Below are 16,262 nucleotides of genomic sequence, written 5' to 3'. Positions count from 1 at the left end.
TCGCGGTCTATCCGCCAACCATCAGCTTGACGACTTCGTCATGGTTGGTTTCCGATATCTTGCGCTCGCCGGCCTGGACGCCGCGCCGCAGCACGATGATGCGGTCGGACACGGCGAAAATATCCAGCAAATTGTGCGAGATGAAGATTACGCCCCTGCCCTGGGCCTTGAGTTGGTGGATGAGCGAAATGACCTTGCGCTGTTCGGGCACGCCGAGGGCCGCGGTCGGTTCGTCCATGATCAGGATCTGCGCGTCCCAATAGACGGCCCGGCCGATGGCAACAGCCTGCCGTTGACCGCCGGAGAAATTGCTGACCGGGGCATCGAGCCGGCTGACATGGAAGTCCAATCGCCCCATGGTCTTCTTGGCGGCGACGGCCATGGCCTTGCGATCGAGCACCGGCAAGAAACCGAAGGCCTTGCGCATGGGTTCACGGCCAAGGAAGATATTGGCGCCGATGGACAAATTGTCGGCGAGAGCGAGATCCTGATAGATGGTTTCGATGCCTTTTTCGCGCGCCTCATGCGGCGTCGCAAATGTCACCGGCTGACCCCTCAGCAGAATTTCACCGCCCGTCGGCTGAAAGACGCCCGATATCGCCTTGATCAGCGTGGTCTTGCCGGCGCCGTTGTCGCCCGCCAGGGCCACCACTTCGCCCGGCCGCACGACCATGGAGAAATCGTTGAGCGCCCGGACGGCGCCGAAGTGCTTGGAAAGATTCCGGACTTCCAGGAGGGGGGTGGTCTGGCCTGGGCTATTCATCCTGACGGGCTCCACTGAACCGGCGCTGCGCCTGGTCGATGAGAACGGAAATGATGATGACGACGCCGACGGCGATGAACTGCCAGAACGGCTCGACATTGACGAAAACCAGCCCGTACTGAATGACCGCGATCACCAGCGCACCGGCGACCGTCCCGAAGATCGTGCCCGATCCACCGAACAGGCTGGCGCCGCCGATCACGACGGCTGCGACGCTGTCGAGCAGCAACGGCTCGCCGGCCTGGGCCGCGCCCGCGGTGAAGCGCGCTGCATAGAGGGCGCCACCGAGGCCTGCGCACATCGCCGAAAGCACATAGAGGCGCAGGATATGGCCTCTGATGTCGATGCCGGCACGACGAGCCGCCTGCACATTGGCGCCGATGGCGTAGTTATGCTGGCCGAACCGGGTCTGGCTCAGGATGTAGTGCATCGCGACGACGAAAACGGCTGCAATGATGACGAGATAAGGCACACCGTAGAACCTGCCGTTGCCGAGCAGCGCGAACCAGGAATTCTGGACCGGCACCGTCGTGCCGCCGGCGAGCAGGAAAGCAGCGCCGCGCGCCACGCCAAACATGCCAAGCGTGCCGATGAAGGGCGGAATTCTGAGGCGCGAGATCAGCAAGCCGTTGATCATGCCAGGGACTCCCGCGACGATCACGGCCGCCAGAATGCCCACCATCATGGCCAGAGGCACCGGCATGGCGGCGCCAGCCAGATTCGTGGCATGGGCCGCAACAACAGCAGCAAGGCCCATGATGAAGCCCAGCGAGAGGTCGATGCCTCCCGAAATGATGACGAATGTCTGTCCGGTCGCAAGCAGCAACGGCGCCACGGCAAATATCGCAATGGATTGCACGTTGAACGGATTGAGCACGAAGGTCGCGCCGAAGGAGGCCCTCGACCAAACCTCGAAACAGATGATCAGGCCGGCGAGAAACAGCCAGGCGCGCCCTTCGGCGATGCGTCCGAGCCAGGTCCTGGCCGGATCACCATGGTCGGCCTGAGGGGCGACATGGGTTTCGCTCTGCTCGGTTGGTGATGTTGAAGTCATTGACACATCCGATCCGCAGCGCGGCCTCCGTCAACAGGGTCCCAGAGACCCGGCGCTGGTCTCCTCCCGGCAAGCCGGAAGGGGACCAAGCTGGTTGGAATCATTCGGAATAGAGGTACCTCATTCGGAATAGAGGTACTTCGAGATGTTCGGGTCCGCGATGTTTGACTTGTCCATGATCGTAAAGCCGGTGCCGATCGCAACCGGGATCGACTGGCCGGTCAGGTGGGCATAGGCAGAAACGACACCAAAATAGCCGATCTCGGCCGGATGCTGGGCAATCGCAACGTCCACCAAGCCGGTGTTGATGTTGTCGACGATGCTGACCGGTGCGTCGAACGCGACGACCTTGATGGTCCCGCTTTGCCCTGCCTGCTTGACGCCGTTCGCCGCGCCGATCGCCGAGAACAGATTTGCACCGAACACACCAACGAGATCGGAGTTGCGCGCGAACGTCGCTTGGAGCTGCGAGGCAGCCTTGTTGGCGTCGTCGTCGTTGAACTGCGTCTCGAGCACGGTGATGTCCGGATGCTTCGCCATCTCCTTCTTGAAGCCCTCTTCACGCTGATCGGTGGTCGAAATGCCGGGCTTAACGTTGGAAACATAGACCTTGCCTTTGCCGCCTATGGCCTTGACCAATGCCCGCGCGGCGATCTCGCCGCCCAGAATGTTGTCCGAAGCAATATAGGACAGCGGGAAATCCGCCTCACCGGCACCGGTCTGGTAGACGCCGCTGCCGATGAAAGTGTCGACGGTGATCACCGGGATGCCGGCATCATTGGCCTTGCGGAGCGGCTCGACCAATTGAACCTTGTCGGTTGGCGCGATCAGGATCGCGTCTGGCTTCTTGGCGATGACCGCGTCAAGCACGGGGACTTGCGTTACCGGATTGAAATCCGAAGCGCCCTGGAACACCAGGGTCACGCCAAGGGCATCGGCCGCCGCCTGAGCGCCTTTGCGCATGGTGATGTAGAAGCCGTCGGTAGTAAGGCCCGGAACGAGAGCAATGGTGAACTTCTTGTCCTGCGCCAAAGCGGGCGTGATCAGCGCCGTTGCGCAGATGGCGAGAGCCGCCAGGGCGGCAACAATCTTCTTCATAACATCCTCCTCATAATGTTGGCAGATTTGCCGTTGCGATTGATATCGGGAATGGCCGTCAATCTGTTCAGGCTACGAATCGTAAATGCGCTGACGGCCGGAAAACGGGTTTCGCCTGCTTGCTGTTACGGGCAGCTCCTCCCAGGCGCCCAGTCATTAGATCAGCCAGTCGAAACCGACCAGCCCTGCTGCCCGCAGTCCCGTTTCCTCGCATCCGCAAGGTCCAGAGAACTGCGCCGCTCGGCGCGCATGCGCGCCTAGCGGCAGGTTGTAACACTTTGCTGAAAGAAATTGCAACCGGTACTTCCCTGGCCGGAACGCTTTTCAAACCGGACAACATCTGTCTGCTCCGCAGGGCCCGCACGGCAGACTATTGCCCCCAAGTCCCTGACGAGACAACAGGTGATTTCGGGGCCCCAGGCTCCCGGACCGCGTGGCGTCGATCGGTTCAGGATTGATCAGGCGCGCCGATGTCGCGCATCATGGTGTCCGCCTTCTATCGAGGCACGAGAGCCACGAGGATGGCTTGCGCCGTTTTCGTGTCCGTTATCAGGGCATTGATGAGTCTCGCGCGGACGGCACCGATGATGGCCGTCGCCTTCTCCGGCGAGGCGGCAACGCCGATGACCAAGGGGACGGTTCGAAGCTGGGCCGGCGACATTGCGATCATCCGGCCCTCCCCTTCCCACGGGATAAGGGTGCCTTCGGCGTCGAAGTAATGGCGGATGACGTCTCCAGCCGCATGAAACAGGGCCTGTTCGCTCAGTGTGGCCGCGCTCGCCTCGGGCGGATTGATGGCATGGGGCAGGCCGATGCCGACGATCGCAACGTCGGTCCGGTCCCAAAGCGCGACGCTGTCGCGGATGGCCGCATCGCCAAGGAAGACCTGACGCAATTCGGTGGACGGCAGATAGGGCGCATGGATGAAATGCGGCGTCCCGCCGAACTCTTCGGCGGCCAGCCGTACAAACTCGTTGATCTGGAAATGCGCCGCCTGCTGCTGCATGCCGCCGGTGGCAGCGACGGTAAGGACCCCGGGAATGCGCGGCAGGCCTGCCCGGATCACCTCGCGGATGGCTCGCCCCCAGCCGACGGCAACCACCGAGCCGGCCGTCAGTTCCGCTTGCTTGAGCAAGGCGCCGAGCGGTGCGGCGAGCGCCGTCAGCGCTCCGGCTGCCGGCGTTTCGACAACCGCGGCGTCGCGCAGCCCCAACCCGTCAATCAACTGCCTGGTGATGTCCTCGGGCGTCACAAGATCGAGAACCTCGATCCGCACGATGCCCTCTGCTCTCGCCCGCTGCAGCAAACGCGATATGGTGGCGGTGGAGACACCGAGCCGGCGCGCAATGTCGACCTGCGACATCTCCGCCTCGTAGTGCATTTTGGCGACCGTATGCAGCATCGTCCGCGATGCGGCCGCATCTTGTGTGGGAGGGACAGACAGCTTGCAATTCCTTTCAGCAATGTGTTACAGACCCATCAACCGATGGGAGTTATCGCGCAAATCCGGCAGACTCGCAACTTGGGTTCGTTTCCACCGAACGTTGCTGCCAAGCCAGATTTCTCGGTTCGATAGCGCATCAAAGCGGCAAACCTTCCTGCCGGCAGGCAGGTAAAAACTGAACATTTCTTGTTCCACGGATCTGCGCCCTGGTGAATGGGCGCCAACATCGGACAAAAGACCATGACAAAGATGACGACGGCGGAGTTACGCGGCTATCAGCAGATATGCGGCAAGGACGGGGCCATGATGGCCATCGCCTGTGACCAGCGCGGCGGCATGCGGACCTTGCTGGCGTCGGACCCTGCCGAACAGGCCAAAATCACCAACGACATGCTCGGCGACACCAAGGAGGACATCACGCGATACCTCGCCAGTCAGGCATCCTGCGTGCTGCTCGACCCGCTCTGCGCGGTGCCGCGGGTTGTCGATGAAGGGGTGCTGAACCGGGATACGGCTCTGCTCATCGGCCTCGATGCCTCGGGCTTCGACGTCTCGCCCGCCGGCTACCGGCTGTCGCGCCTCGTTCCCGACATCGACGCGCGCCGCGTCCGCGAACTCGGTGGCACCGGCGGCAAGATCATGGTCTATCTCAGGGCCGACAGACCGGAGGCGAACGAGTATAACGTCGCCATTCTGCGCCAGTGCATCGCCGACTTCGGGCAAGAGGACCTGCTGCTCATCGTCGAATTCCTGACCTATCAACTCGAAGGCGAAAGCCTTGAAGACTATACGGCCAAGATCCCCTGGCTTGTCGAAGAGGGCACTCGGATTTCGCTGGAATGCGGGGCAAAGGTGCTCAAGCTTCCTTATCCCGGAACGCCGGAAGCCTGCGCCAGGATCAGCAGCATGGCTGGCGAGGTGCCATGGGCGGTCCTCTCCGCCGGCGTCAACCACGCAACGTTCCTGGGCCAGGTCGAGATCGCGATGAAGAACGGCGCGTCAGGCGTGATCGCCGGCCGGTCGCTGTGGAAGGACTGCATCTCGCTGGACCGTGACATTCAGCGGGAAAGGCTTAAGACCATCGCAGTGTCGAGATTGCACGAGCTTCAGGCCGTGATCGGAAACTACCGGCAGAAAGCCGCTTAGTCATTCGCCGTTCACACCGGGCACACACGGGACGTCATGCCTCATAGTTCGATGGCCATCGGGATCGATATCGGCGGCACCAATCTGCGCGCCGCCCGCATTTCCGGCAGAGGCGAAATCCTTGACCGCATGTCCGAAAAGAGCGCGCCGGACCCGGCGCTCATGCTCTCCCGGATCGCCGAGATGGTGCGCCGGCTCGATTCTCCGGAGGTTGCCGCCATCGGCATCGGCGTCCCGGGACGCGTCGATGCGCGGCGTCGCGCCGTCTTGTCCGGAGGCTATGTCAACCTCGCCTCGGTCTCCCCGGCGCAACGGCTGGAAAACCTGGCGGGCAAGCCCGTCGTGATCGACAATGATTGCAACATGGCACTGGTCGCCGAGATGGCTCGAGGCGCCGCCATGGGTCACGAAAACATCGTCATGTTCACCATCGGGACCGGCATTGGTGGTGCCGTGGCTCAAGACCGGCAGATCGTCCGCGGCAAGGGGACGGCGGGGCAGCTCGGCCATATCACTGTCGACATATCAGGCGAAGCCTGCGTCTGCGGCCGGCGCGGCTGCGTTGAAACCACCAGCTCCGGTACAGCACTTGGCCGTCACATCTCACGCGCAGGCCTCGGTCCGGATATCTCGGTCGATCAGCTTTTCGCCCGGGATGCGAGCGGCGACACGCCGGTGCGCGGGATACTGGAAGCCTGGGCCAGACCGTTGCGTGCGGCAATTGATACAGCGGTGGCGATGTTCGCCCCCGATCTGGTGCTGCTCGGCGGCGGACTTGGCCAGGCGGCCCATCAGGCGCTTGCCAAGGCTCCGGCCTTGGCTCCCTGGTACCAATGCCCTGTTGAACCGGCGCAACTCGGCGACGACGCCGGCGTCATCGGCGCCGGTCTGCAAGCGCTGGCAGGGCAGGCGGCGGTTACGGCCTCGCCGGTGACCTCGCCATCCGCTGGACTCAACCCGGGCCGGCGTGCCGTGCCCGGCCAGCGCGCCGTGCTCGTCAACGGCATCCCCGCCAGCGGCAAAAGCACGGTCTCGCGCGGTATCGCCGACCGCCTAGGGTGGCCATTGCTTACGCTCGATACCATTAAGAACCCGTTCCTCGAAGTGCTCGGCGGCGGCGATCGTGAATTCAACCGCTCGCTCGGTCGCGCCAGTTATGAAGCCATCTGGTCGGTCGTCGGCGAAGCTCCCGCGGGCACAACAGTTGTCGTCGATGCCTGGTTCGGCTTCCAGCCGCGCCAGGTGCTCGAGGATCACCTGCGAAGGGCTGGTGTCGAGCGGACCGCCGAAATCTGGTGTCATGCACCCGGCGAGGTTCTTGCCGAGCGCTATCGCGCACGGCTCGACCAGCGTCCCGCTGGCCACCCCGGGGCGGCCTATGTCCCCGAGCTGATCGAGCTGGCCAAGCGCGCCGAGCCGCTGCGGCGTGGACCGCTCTTTGATGTCGATACGACAAAACCAATCGCTTTCGATGCCATCACGCAATGGCTGCGGGCGACGATTGACACATAGGCAGGCGAAGCTTGCGCGCCTGAAATGATGATCCGCGCGCGACTTATCCGCGGCGTGATTCACTCGTGCTCTTGATTTTGATGCCGGGAGCGGAAGCTCGCGCTGGATCGAGGTGACATGGATGACCACGCCCGAGCCTTGCTCCATCATCATCGGCAACAGGGCAGATCAAGCAGGGTTCATCGGCTTCGCGCGAGGATGATTTGGAACAACGGGAAGACCAAAGACGTTCGTGCATATTGCATCCGCCAGCCACAGGTCTAACGCTTGCTATTCTCAGTAGTTCGAGGCGTACCATGTTTCGCAACTCGGGCATCATTTCTCTGCCTCGCCCGCTTGAGCGTCGTGTGGACACTCTTGCCCAGTCGTTCATGCGCCAGCGGCTCGGATCTCAGATGGACTTCTCGACTCCGGAAGGCGAGCCGGCGCTGTTACCACCCAATTCCGTAACCTGGCGCATTTTCAAGAACCCTGTTGCGCTGTTCATCGGCGGGGTAACGGCGGTGCTGCTCGAATTGGCAGAGCCGCGGGTTCGCGACGCCATTTGGCAGCACAGCAGCTTCCGCTCCCTCGCGCTCCGACGATTGCAGCGTACGGGCCTCGCTGCTTTGGTCACGGTCTACGGCCCCCGATCCAAGGCTAAGGCCATGATTGAAGATGTGGTCAGGATGCATGGGCGCGTTTCGGGTCGAACCAGCGAAGGCGAGCCATACCACGCCACCGACCCGGAGCTGCTGGACTGGGTGCAAGCGACGGCCGCGTTTGGTTTCATGGAGGCCTATCACACCTATGTGCATCGTCTGCATTTTTTCGAACGGGACGCGATGTTTGCTGAGGCTCGCCCCGTGGCGCTTCTCTATGGTGCGGTCGGCGCGCCCACGTCTCAGGCCGAGCTTTACGCGCTGTTCGACGTGATGAGGCAAAGACTCGTCGCGTCGCCGATCGTCTCGGAGTTCCTGCAGATCATGGAAGAAGTTCCCGCCTTGCCGGGAGTTGCTCGACCCCTTCAGCGGCCGCTTCTGAAGGCGGCCGTCGAGATCCTACCCCAATGGGTCCGCAAGCGGTTGGAACTCGGCGACCGCTGGACCTTGAAGCCGTGGGAGCGTGCTGTTGTGAAGACGACGGCTGCAATTTGCGACAGCACCGCGCTTCATTCATCACCAGCCGTCCAGTCGTGCCGCCGCCTCGGCCTTTCCGAGAGCTATCTCTATCGCCGAACGGCATCCGAAAACTTACACAGAACCGGACAGTGTTCCTTGACCTAAATGTCAGGCCCGCGTCGTGCAGACGTTCAGCTTCTAGTTAACGCGTCTTGAAGGCACGAACTCGATAGCCCACTGGACGGTGGGGCGTGACGGAGGCCCGCCAAGCAGATGCGAACAAACTACCGGACGGCTGCCGGCAACAGTGAAGCCGTCGTACCGTCAAAACCGGCATGGGCCGGCTCGTGGCCGGAGCCGCCGCCCGAGATGACCGTGTAGCCCTTCTCGGTGACTGTCAAAGTCACGATCCTGATCCGCGGGTCAAAGAGCGCCTCCAGCAGCTGAGCGGGGCCCTCCGGTGCGACAAGAATATGGCCGATAGAACCGACTATCCGAAGGCTCGTCTGTTCATCTTGACGACTGACAACTGTGTACAAACCATCTTGGGGAGCAAGCGCGTCCCGCGTGTCCGAACTCCGGGGGAGGCTGCAATGATGCCCCAATCGAGTTGTCCCGCGGCCAAGCAATCACCGTATAGATTGCCTGATGGGCCCTGTGGAAGTTGCCGATACCGAGATGCACGATTCCGGGCGTCACACTCCGTCGATCGTACCGATGAATTTGGACACCGGCTGATGCGAGCGCCAAATTGGCGTAAGAACGACGATTTTCCATTGTATGCAGCTCAATCGAAATGGAGACCACCGTTCATGTCGATAACCTCACCCGTGATGAACCCGGCTAGAGGTGACGCGAGGAATGAAACGGTGTGGGCGACTTCTTGAGGTTCGCAAAATCGCCCGACCGGGATTTGAGCAAGCTGGGCCGCGCGCTGTTCGTCGTTGAGCTGTTCGGAAACCATCGGCGACATTACGTAGGCGGGGGCAATTGCATTCGAGGTTACGCCCTGGCCAGCGGTCTCGCGGGCAATCGAAAAGGTCAACCCTATCATCGCGCTTTTCGAAACTGAATACGCCGTCCCTGCGGTCAAGCCTCCGCTTTTGGCGGCATAGGAGGAGATATTGACCACCCGACCCCACCGCTTCGACCGCATCCCTGGAAGAAATATCTGGGCGAGAAGGAATGCGGCTTCTACGTTGACTATGTTGACCCTTCGCCATTCCTCGATCGAGGTATCTGCCATTTTGTGGTTCGACAGAATGCCAGCATTGTTGACCAAAATGTCGACCGAACCGAAGTGCTGAAGAACCTTCTCCGCCGCCGCGCGCGTTGAACTCTCAACTGCCAGATCAACACCGACGGCAACGGCGCCATGCCCTATCCGCGACGCCAGCGCCTCTGCGGCCTTGGGGAGCAGATCCAGGACTGCTACTTGAGCGCCGGCGCGCGCCAGTTCCACTGCGATTGCGGAGCCGATAGCGCCTGCGCCTCCAGTTACGACAGCGGTTTTTCCTTCTAGCGATTGCAAGCGGGAATTCTCCATTGCTTGGTCAGACCGCGGCATGACGTGTCTCCGACGCATGCGCGTCGAAAAGGACAAAGATTTTATCGAGATGGGCGACCAATGCGGCTTCCGCACCGGGTCCGTCATTGGCATCCAGCGCATCCAGAATTGCCAAATGCTCCTGCAGCACAACCGCAAACCGTGCGGCATTGCCGGAGAAACGAATAAAGCGAGTCAGCTTGGCTTTAGCAGCGTGGATGGTCGTCCAAACTCCCGGTCGCTGCGCGAAAGACGCAAACAATTGGTGAAAATTCTCGTCATTGTCGTGAAATCCGTCAATATCGCCCTCAGCGATACTCCGTTCTTGAGCCGCCACCAGTGAACGCATTTCAGCGCTCATCGCTGGCGTCCAACGCGGCGCAACTTCGCGAAGAAGGCAAGTTTCCAGAGAACGGCGGACAAAATGGCTGTCTTGGATGCTGACGATATCAATTTGCGAAACAAAACTGCCGAGCTGCGGAAAGACACTTACAAGTCCGTCTTCGGCCAATCTTTGGATCGCTGCCCTCACAGGTGTGCGAGACACATTGAACTGGCGACACACCGCGTTTTCACTAATCGATTCGCCCGGCAAGAGCTTCGCACGCACGATTGCCTCGCGCAGGACGGAGTAAATTTGCTCACTCGCCGAACTGCGCCGGTTCAAAAACACGTCTAGTTCAGCCAATCCGGAAGACATGGCTTTCGCTCCATTCTGGTCGAAACGCGATATCGCGTTCCGCTCGCCTTCTTGCACAATGTCCTCCGAAAAATGCCATCAACAAAAAAGCAGTTGCACCTTGTATACAAGTGTACTAGAACTTCTGCGGTGAATGCAAGGCATTTGCGCTGGCGGTCTCGACAATTTTAAGCGGGAAGGCGGCGCTCTCAACGGGAGGAGTTTTGATGTCGAACTATTTGCGTCGCGTGCTCGCGATTGGACTGCTATCCGCAATAGGCGTGGGGTCCGCCTTCGCCGCTGGAGATTCAAAAATTGCGCTGGTTCCCGGAGGTCCGCACCCCTACTTCGCGGCGTGGGAGCAAGCTGGTAAGGATGCTGCCAAGGATTTTGGCCTGGCCGCAGCAGACTATAAGGTGCCGCAAAAGTGGGAACTCAGCCAGCAGAACCAGCTGCTCGAGAGCCTTTTGACCCAGGGTTATAACGGCTTTCTGATTTTCCCAGGTGACCCCGTCGGATCGGTCAGTACCGTCGACGAGCTCGTGTCCAATGGCGCGCCTGTCATCGGCGGCGCAGGGTGCTTCAAGGATCCTTCTTCAGCAACCTTCTGCCTCGGCACCGACACTGGCAATTCAGCATACATTGGAACCAAGGAGCTTTTGAAAACACTGACGGGCACCAAGAAGCGCATTGCCCATTTCACCGGCTTCCTTGTTGATCCGAATACCCAGCTTCGCATCGACGCCGTCAAAAAAGCGGCGGAGGAAGAAGGCGCAACGGTCGTCCAGGTCATCGCTGACATTGATGCGCCCGAGCCAGCCGAGGAAAAGATTAATGCCTACCTGGCAGCTCACGCCAACGACGTCGATGGCATCATCACGACCGCTTGGGTCCCTGCGGTTGTAGCCTCGAACGCAGTCCGAAAGATCGGCGACAAGCGGATCAAGATGGTAGCCATTGATCACGATCAAGTTGTGTTGAAGGCCATCAAGGATGGCTTTGTGAATGGCACAATGCTGCAGAATCCGTATGGCCAAGGCTATATCGGCACTTTCGTTCTCGACAAGCTTCGTTCGGGTTGCGCGGTCAAGACCGATGCGCCTTTTAAGAAGAATGCCCTCACTGACAAGTTCATCGACTCGGGAACCGTCTATGTCGCGGCCGACAAAATCGACACTTATGTTGACGCCATGCGCGACACGACCAAGAAGCTCTTTGAAACCTTCCAGGCGACTTATCTGACCTGCAAGTAACGAGACTTCCGCCAATGCCGCCGGGCTGCGTTCAAGCAGACCCGGCGGTCGTCCAACCAAATTGCACGGTGTCTGTCGTGACCCAGAGCCAGGCCTGATAAGATGGCAGCCTAGCCATTGAAGGTGCGAAACCATGTCTTATTCAGATGTGCCGGCGAAGGGTCCCAGTGGCGACATCGTCGGCAAGCCGCGCAGGAATGCCACCGAGACGCGATTCTATCTGACCAATGAGTTCGGGCTCATTGCCCTGATTGTAATCTTTGCTCTGGCCTTCAAATTCACAACAGAAGGTTTCTTTTCGGCCTTCAATTTGTTCACCCTCGGTCGTATCGCAGCCGTCAACATCATGATCGGCTTGGCCATGATGGTCGTCGTTATAACTGGGGGATTGAACCTTGCTGTAGGGGCGATCGGCGTTTGTGCCGCAATGACTTGCGGCTATCTCATTGAGGTGGTCGGGCTTCCATGGCCACTCGCAATTCTCTCAGCGGTGGCCCTTGGCGCCTTGCTGGGCTTTATCAACGGATGGACTTCCGTTCGCACAGGATTGCACAGCTTCATCATCACGCTCGCTACAATGAGCATTTTCTTCGGCGTAATGATTTTCCTGACGCGTGCAGAATCCTATCGCGCTCTGCCACCCGTCTTTGCAGCGTTCGGACGCCTCAAGCTGTTGGGTTTTTTCTCTCCGCTCCTCCTGGTCAGCCTCCTGGCTGCATTGCTTCTAGGATATCTTTATAATTTGACGGCGGTTGGGCGGGAGATGCTGGCTGCTGGCGCCAAGCCCGAAGCGGCGGAGATGTCCGGCATAAATGTCGGGCGCATCTTCATATACTGCCACATGCTGTCTGGCGCGCTCGCCGCCTGTGCGGCTCTGATGCTAGTCGCACGCAATGGAGCGGCGATCCCATCAATGGCGGGACAACTCGGACAGGACTGGCTGCTCATCGCGTTCCTTGGTCCTGTGTTGGGGGGAACACTTTTGGCGGGCGGCAAGGCATCGGTGCTGGGGACGTGCCTAGGTGCGTTTCTGGTGACGATGCTGACTAGTGGTTTGCTTCTATTACAGCTGGGCGATTTCTGGATTCAGAGCTTTTTGGGTCTGCTTTTGCTGGCTGCGGTATTGATGGACAAAACACGCCGAACCTTTCTGGCCCGGAGGAACATGGCATGAACGGCTCCTTCGCCAACGCCGTGCGGAGCGACTGGTTTGGGCCGCTGCTGGTTACGATCGTCGCCGTTGCGATCGTGGGGGGCTTCAACCCATCATTCCTATCGCCATTGAATATTCAGGTGCTGCTGCTCGCAATTGCAGTAAATGGCCTGATCGCGTTTTCGCAAATGCTCATCATCGCTATCGGTCAGATGAATTTGTCTGTCGGGGCTATCGGCGGTCTTTGCGCTATTGTTTTCGCCGGCATGATGGACGCGTGGCACGTGCCCGCATCCCTTGCCGCCTTAACCGCGCTGTCGCTCGGGGTCATATGCGGCGTAATAAACGGATTTCTGATCGCCCGAACTGGCATTTCGGCGTTCGTAATTACCCTCGCCAGCCTGTCCGTTTACAAGGGCATCAATTTGGGCATCACACATGCCCAACCCTTTTATGATATCTCAGACGGCGTGAAATCCATCGGACAGGGCGCGATCTTCGGGATCATTCCTTGGTTGATGCTCCCGACCATGGCTGTCGGGCTAGCCTTGTGGTTCATGCTTAATCGGCAACCCATAGGGCGGTTTATTTTGGCAGTCGGCGGCAATCAACATGCCGCAGAATTGTCGGGAATATCGATTGCAAATACAGTTGTCATCGCGCACGCCCTTTCGGGGTTTCTTGCAGCGCTTGCCGGTCTTCTCCTTGTTGCCCGTTTACAAATGGGTCAACCGACGATCGGCGACGACTGGCTAATTTTGTCTTTTGCCGCGCCCGTGATCGGCGGCGCGGTCTTGGCCGGCGGACACGTCAGCGTGCCCGCTACGCTGCTCGGGGTGGTGATCGTTGCAATAATCACACAAGCCCTCGTGCTTTTCGACATCGACCCGTTCCTCGTGCAGGTCGTGCTGGGCGCAATGATCTTGGCGGCAGTCGGCGCCAATCGTTTTCGCGAAAGTCGTTTGTCACGAAATCTCAAGAGGCTCTGAAATGGCGAGCGAGATAGCGTTCCAGGCTCTGGGCATTGAGAAGTCCTTTCCAGGCGTAAAGGCCCTAAAGGGCGTTTCCCTGACACTTAAAACTCATTCCATACATGCTTTGCTCGGCGAAAACGGCGCAGGGAAGTCAACGCTTATCAAGATCATTACCGGTGTTCACCACCCCGATGCCGGCCGCCTCATCCTGGAGGGCCAAGAGGTTCATTTCGGCTCGCCGCGCGAGGCCATCGCTCATCGTGTTGGCGTCGTACATCAAGAACGGAATCTTATCCCGAGGTTTTCTGTTGCGGAAAATATCCATCTCGAGCAACTTGGGGCTTCGTTGCTAAAGCCGGTGGACTATGCCGACTTGAACAAGCAGGCCGCGCGTTGGCTTGAGGCCCTCGGATTAGACATCGACCCAAGAACCCCGGTATCGCGCCTTAGCGTCGCCAAGATGCAGCTGGTCGAAATCGCCAAGGCCTTGTCTCTGCGCTCGCGAGTGCTTCTCCTGGATGAACCAACCGCATCACTTACCTCGAGTGAAACTGATCTATTATTCTCGTTTTTGCGAAAGCTGCGAGACCAAGGCGCCAGCCTGCTATTTGTCAGCCATAAGCTGGAAGAAGCGCAGGAGCTTTGCGACAGCGTCACAGTGCTGAGGGATGGGTCGAATGCCTGTGAAAGCCGGCCAATGGAGGGCCTGGGGCGGCAAGACATTGTCCGATTGATGATCGGCCGGGCCGAGGGTGAAGGCGGCTGGCGGGAGCGCAACTCGACTGGGGCTCCTCCGGCCATCGAGCTCAAGAACATTGAAACATCTTTAGGCCATTCGGACGTCAATCTGCATGTCCGACAAGGCGAGATTGTGGGCCTCTATGGCCTCGTGGGCGCCGGAAGGACCGAGCTTGCAAAATGCATCCTGGGTCAGTTTCCGCTGACGGCTGGTACCGTCGAGATCGACGGGAAGCCGGTTAGGATCAGGTCGGTCGGCGAAGCCATCCACACGCATCGTGTGGGATACGTCAGCGAAGATCGAAAGGGCGAAGGTCTGGTCTTGATGCATTCGGTGCTGTCAAATGCTGGAATTGCAGTGTGGCGCCCCCTTTCGGCACTTCTCGGATTCCTCACCGACCGCCTCGTGCGACACAAGGTAACGCCATACATCGAGAAGCTTGAGGTGAAAACACCCAGCCTCGCGCAGACGGTGGCCAACCTTTCGGGTGGCAATCAGCAGAAAATCAGCGTCGCCAAATGGCTGGCAGCAGGCGTCAAGATCTTGCTGGTTGACGAGCCGTCAGTCGGCATCGACATCAAGACCAAGGCTTACCTGCACGATTTGCTGCGAGAACTCGCCGACAACGGCACTGCCATTTTGCTGATCACGAGCGACATGCCCGAAATGATCCTGCTCGCTGACAGGATTCTGGTCATGAACGACTACCGGCTTCAGGGCCAGTTAATCAATGACGGATCCTATGCCGGCATGAGCGAGGGCATCATGAATCTGATCCATAGGGCTGAGGCCGCCTAAGCTCCTCACACTTTCAGGACTTTTCACCATCGGCCAAGAGGATCCCGTGGACAGGCGTGAGTTCGGCAGGACTGGATTGCAGGTATCCGCGCTGAGCTTTGGTGCGTCCTCTCTGGAGGTGTGGGCATGAGCCTCGCCGAACCCTTGGCAGAGGCAAACTCGAAATCCCAATTGGTCCCCTTCTGGCCGGGCGATTCATGCGTGATGACGATGATGCCGGCGTCCTTGGCCTTCTGCAGCACCGGCTCGAGCACCTTGGCGTCGTTCGGCACCACGCCGATGACTTTTACGCCCTGAGCGATGAGATCCTCGATGGCGCGAACCTGAAGTGCAGGATCGGCGCTGGTCGGGCCAACCATGAACGCATCGATGCCGAGCTTCTGACCGCGCTCCTTGATACCGGCCTCCATCGCGTTGAACCACGGAATGCCACCAATCTTCACGACGATGCCGACCTTGCCGGCCTATTGCGCCAGCGCCGCGAACGATGCGCCAAGCGATAGCGATGGGCGAGCGCCACGGCGGACGCTTCGCGCCAAGTTGATGGGTTCTCCGCCGCAGCCGCTCCGAGGCCGCCCGAAACGGCGGCGAAATTCTCAAGGCTCTGACGGATGGAGCAACAGAATTCCTTGTGGAGCGCGGCAGCGGAACCTGGAGTAGGAAAGGCCTTGGTGAGCACCATACCTCAGCCGTCACATCCCGATTCCGCGTTTTCTGCCGAAGCTCCAGTCGATGCCGCCGCTGTTTTGCACGAAGCCGGTAATGTGCTGGCCGATGCGCTTGTCGAGCATCGGCTGCCAGGGCACGAGCCGAAAGCCGAGACCATTGTCCAGCATGGCGAAGCGCCCGCTGGCAAGACGGACCGAGCCTAGCAGCCTGCCGCCGACATGATTGCCGGGCTGGACGGGCGCGAAGGTAAGGCCGCGCGCAGCGGCCATTTCCTTGCCGACCCGCGTAACCTCCTGGCGCTCCAGCGTGGCTACAAGGTCGCGCGAGAAGGTGA

Annotated in this window: 15 protein-coding genes and 2 pseudogenes; 7 read left to right on the top strand and 10 right to left on the bottom strand. The window is 59.9% G+C overall.

Features of this window, described 5'->3' with window-relative positions; all coding sequences use genetic code 11:
- Nucleotides 1–7 precede the first annotated feature (7 nt).
- From NKI52_RS26805 to NKI52_RS26790, 4 genes are all read right to left on the bottom strand, one after another.
- Nucleotides 8–763 (bottom strand): ATP-binding cassette domain-containing protein, encoded by a 756-nt coding sequence (locus NKI52_RS26805; RefSeq protein ID WP_023680286.1) that lies wholly within the window; start codon nt 761–763, stop codon nt 8–10.
- The gene (locus NKI52_RS26800; protein WP_023680285.1) at nt 756–1,817 is read right to left on the bottom strand and encodes an ABC transporter permease subunit; all 1,062 of its coding nucleotides are present in this window, start codon (nt 1,815–1,817) and stop codon (nt 756–758) included. Before NKI52_RS26800 ends, NKI52_RS26805 begins: the two co-directional genes overlap by 8 nt.
- Nucleotides 1,818–1,937: 120 nt before the next feature.
- On the bottom strand, nt 1,938–2,915 hold the full coding sequence (locus NKI52_RS26795; protein ID WP_352457851.1) for an ABC transporter substrate-binding protein: 978 nt from the start codon (nt 2,913–2,915) through the stop codon (nt 1,938–1,940).
- A gap of 496 nt (nt 2,916–3,411) precedes the next feature.
- Nucleotides 3,412–4,317 carry a sugar-binding transcriptional regulator gene (locus NKI52_RS26790; RefSeq protein ID WP_023680283.1) on the bottom strand — a complete coding sequence of 302 codons (906 nt, stop codon included), beginning with the start codon at nt 4,315–4,317 and terminating at the stop codon, nt 3,412–3,414.
- 282 nt (nt 4,318–4,599) lie between these two features.
- On the opposite strand from NKI52_RS26790, the gene NKI52_RS26785 reads away from it, so the two are divergent.
- Together NKI52_RS26785 and NKI52_RS26780 are read left to right on the top strand one after the other, a co-directional pair.
- Nucleotides 4,600–5,505 carry a tagatose-bisphosphate aldolase gene (locus tag NKI52_RS26785; protein WP_031213032.1) on the top strand — a complete coding sequence of 302 codons (906 nt, stop codon included), beginning with the start codon at nt 4,600–4,602 and terminating at the stop codon, nt 5,503–5,505.
- 36 nt (nt 5,506–5,541) lie between these two features.
- Nucleotides 5,542–7,017, top strand: a complete 1,476-nt coding sequence (locus tag NKI52_RS26780) for an ROK family protein (RefSeq protein ID WP_352700297.1) — start codon at nt 5,542–5,544, stop codon at nt 7,015–7,017.
- A gap of 84 nt (nt 7,018–7,101) precedes the next feature.
- Here the strand turns inward: NKI52_RS26780 and NKI52_RS26775 are convergent.
- Nucleotides 7,102–7,182, bottom strand: a pseudogene (locus tag NKI52_RS26775) (short-chain dehydrogenase); the annotation flags it as partial.
- A 131-nt stretch (nt 7,183–7,313) separates the two neighbouring features.
- Here NKI52_RS26775 and NKI52_RS26770 point away from each other — a divergent pair.
- Nucleotides 7,314–8,282: an oxygenase MpaB family protein gene (locus NKI52_RS26770; RefSeq protein ID WP_352648452.1), complete on the top strand. Its 969-nt coding sequence runs from the start codon at nt 7,314–7,316 to the stop codon at nt 8,280–8,282.
- Nucleotides 8,283–8,401: 119 nt separating this feature from the next.
- On the opposite strand, the gene NKI52_RS32775 is transcribed toward NKI52_RS26770, so the two are convergent.
- From NKI52_RS32775 to NKI52_RS26755, 3 genes are all read right to left on the bottom strand, one after another.
- Nucleotides 8,402–8,524 carry a hypothetical protein gene (locus NKI52_RS32775; RefSeq protein WP_502894702.1) on the bottom strand — a complete coding sequence of 41 codons (123 nt, stop codon included), beginning with the start codon at nt 8,522–8,524 and terminating at the stop codon, nt 8,402–8,404.
- A 380-nt stretch (nt 8,525–8,904) separates the two neighbouring features.
- On the bottom strand, nt 8,905–9,684 hold the full coding sequence (locus NKI52_RS26760) for an SDR family NAD(P)-dependent oxidoreductase (RefSeq protein WP_352648450.1): 780 nt from the start codon (nt 9,682–9,684) through the stop codon (nt 8,905–8,907).
- Nucleotides 9,671–10,420, bottom strand: coding sequence for a GntR family transcriptional regulator (locus NKI52_RS26755; protein ID WP_352622040.1), 750 nt, complete (start codon nt 10,418–10,420; stop codon nt 9,671–9,673). Before NKI52_RS26755 ends, NKI52_RS26760 begins: the two co-directional genes overlap by 14 nt.
- Nucleotides 10,421–10,569: 149 nt before the next feature.
- Between NKI52_RS26755 and NKI52_RS26750 the strand changes: the two genes are divergently transcribed.
- From NKI52_RS26750 to NKI52_RS26735, 4 genes are all read left to right on the top strand, one after another.
- Nucleotides 10,570–11,595, top strand: a complete 1,026-nt coding sequence (locus NKI52_RS26750; protein WP_023680812.1) for a sugar ABC transporter substrate-binding protein — start codon at nt 10,570–10,572, stop codon at nt 11,593–11,595.
- A gap of 133 nt (nt 11,596–11,728) precedes the next feature.
- Entirely contained in the window at nt 11,729–12,769 is a 1,041-nt protein-coding gene (locus NKI52_RS26745) for an ABC transporter permease (protein WP_352700296.1), read from the top strand.
- The gene (locus NKI52_RS26740) at nt 12,766–13,737 is read left to right on the top strand and encodes an ABC transporter permease (protein WP_352457842.1); all 972 of its coding nucleotides are present in this window, start codon (nt 12,766–12,768) and stop codon (nt 13,735–13,737) included. Before NKI52_RS26745 ends, NKI52_RS26740 begins: the two co-directional genes overlap by 4 nt.
- Nucleotide 13,738: 1 nt before the next feature.
- Nucleotides 13,739–15,259: a sugar ABC transporter ATP-binding protein gene (locus NKI52_RS26735; RefSeq protein ID WP_352700295.1), complete on the top strand. Its 1,521-nt coding sequence runs from the start codon at nt 13,739–13,741 to the stop codon at nt 15,257–15,259.
- Nucleotides 15,260–15,385: 126 nt separating this feature from the next.
- On the opposite strand, the pseudogene NKI52_RS26730 reads toward NKI52_RS26735, so the two are convergent.
- Together NKI52_RS26730 and NKI52_RS26725 are read right to left on the bottom strand one after the other, a co-directional pair.
- Nucleotides 15,386–15,708, bottom strand: a pseudogene (locus NKI52_RS26730) (substrate-binding domain-containing protein); the annotation flags it as partial.
- A 243-nt stretch (nt 15,709–15,951) separates the two neighbouring features.
- The coding region (locus NKI52_RS26725; protein ID WP_352700294.1) for a DUF3363 domain-containing protein at nt 15,952–16,262 on the bottom strand (311 nt) is incomplete at its 5' end.

The organism is Mesorhizobium sp. M0590, assembly GCF_040320905.1.
Lineage (GTDB): Bacteria > Pseudomonadota > Alphaproteobacteria > Rhizobiales > Rhizobiaceae > Mesorhizobium.
This window is presented reverse-complemented; position numbering and strand designations above follow the sequence as displayed.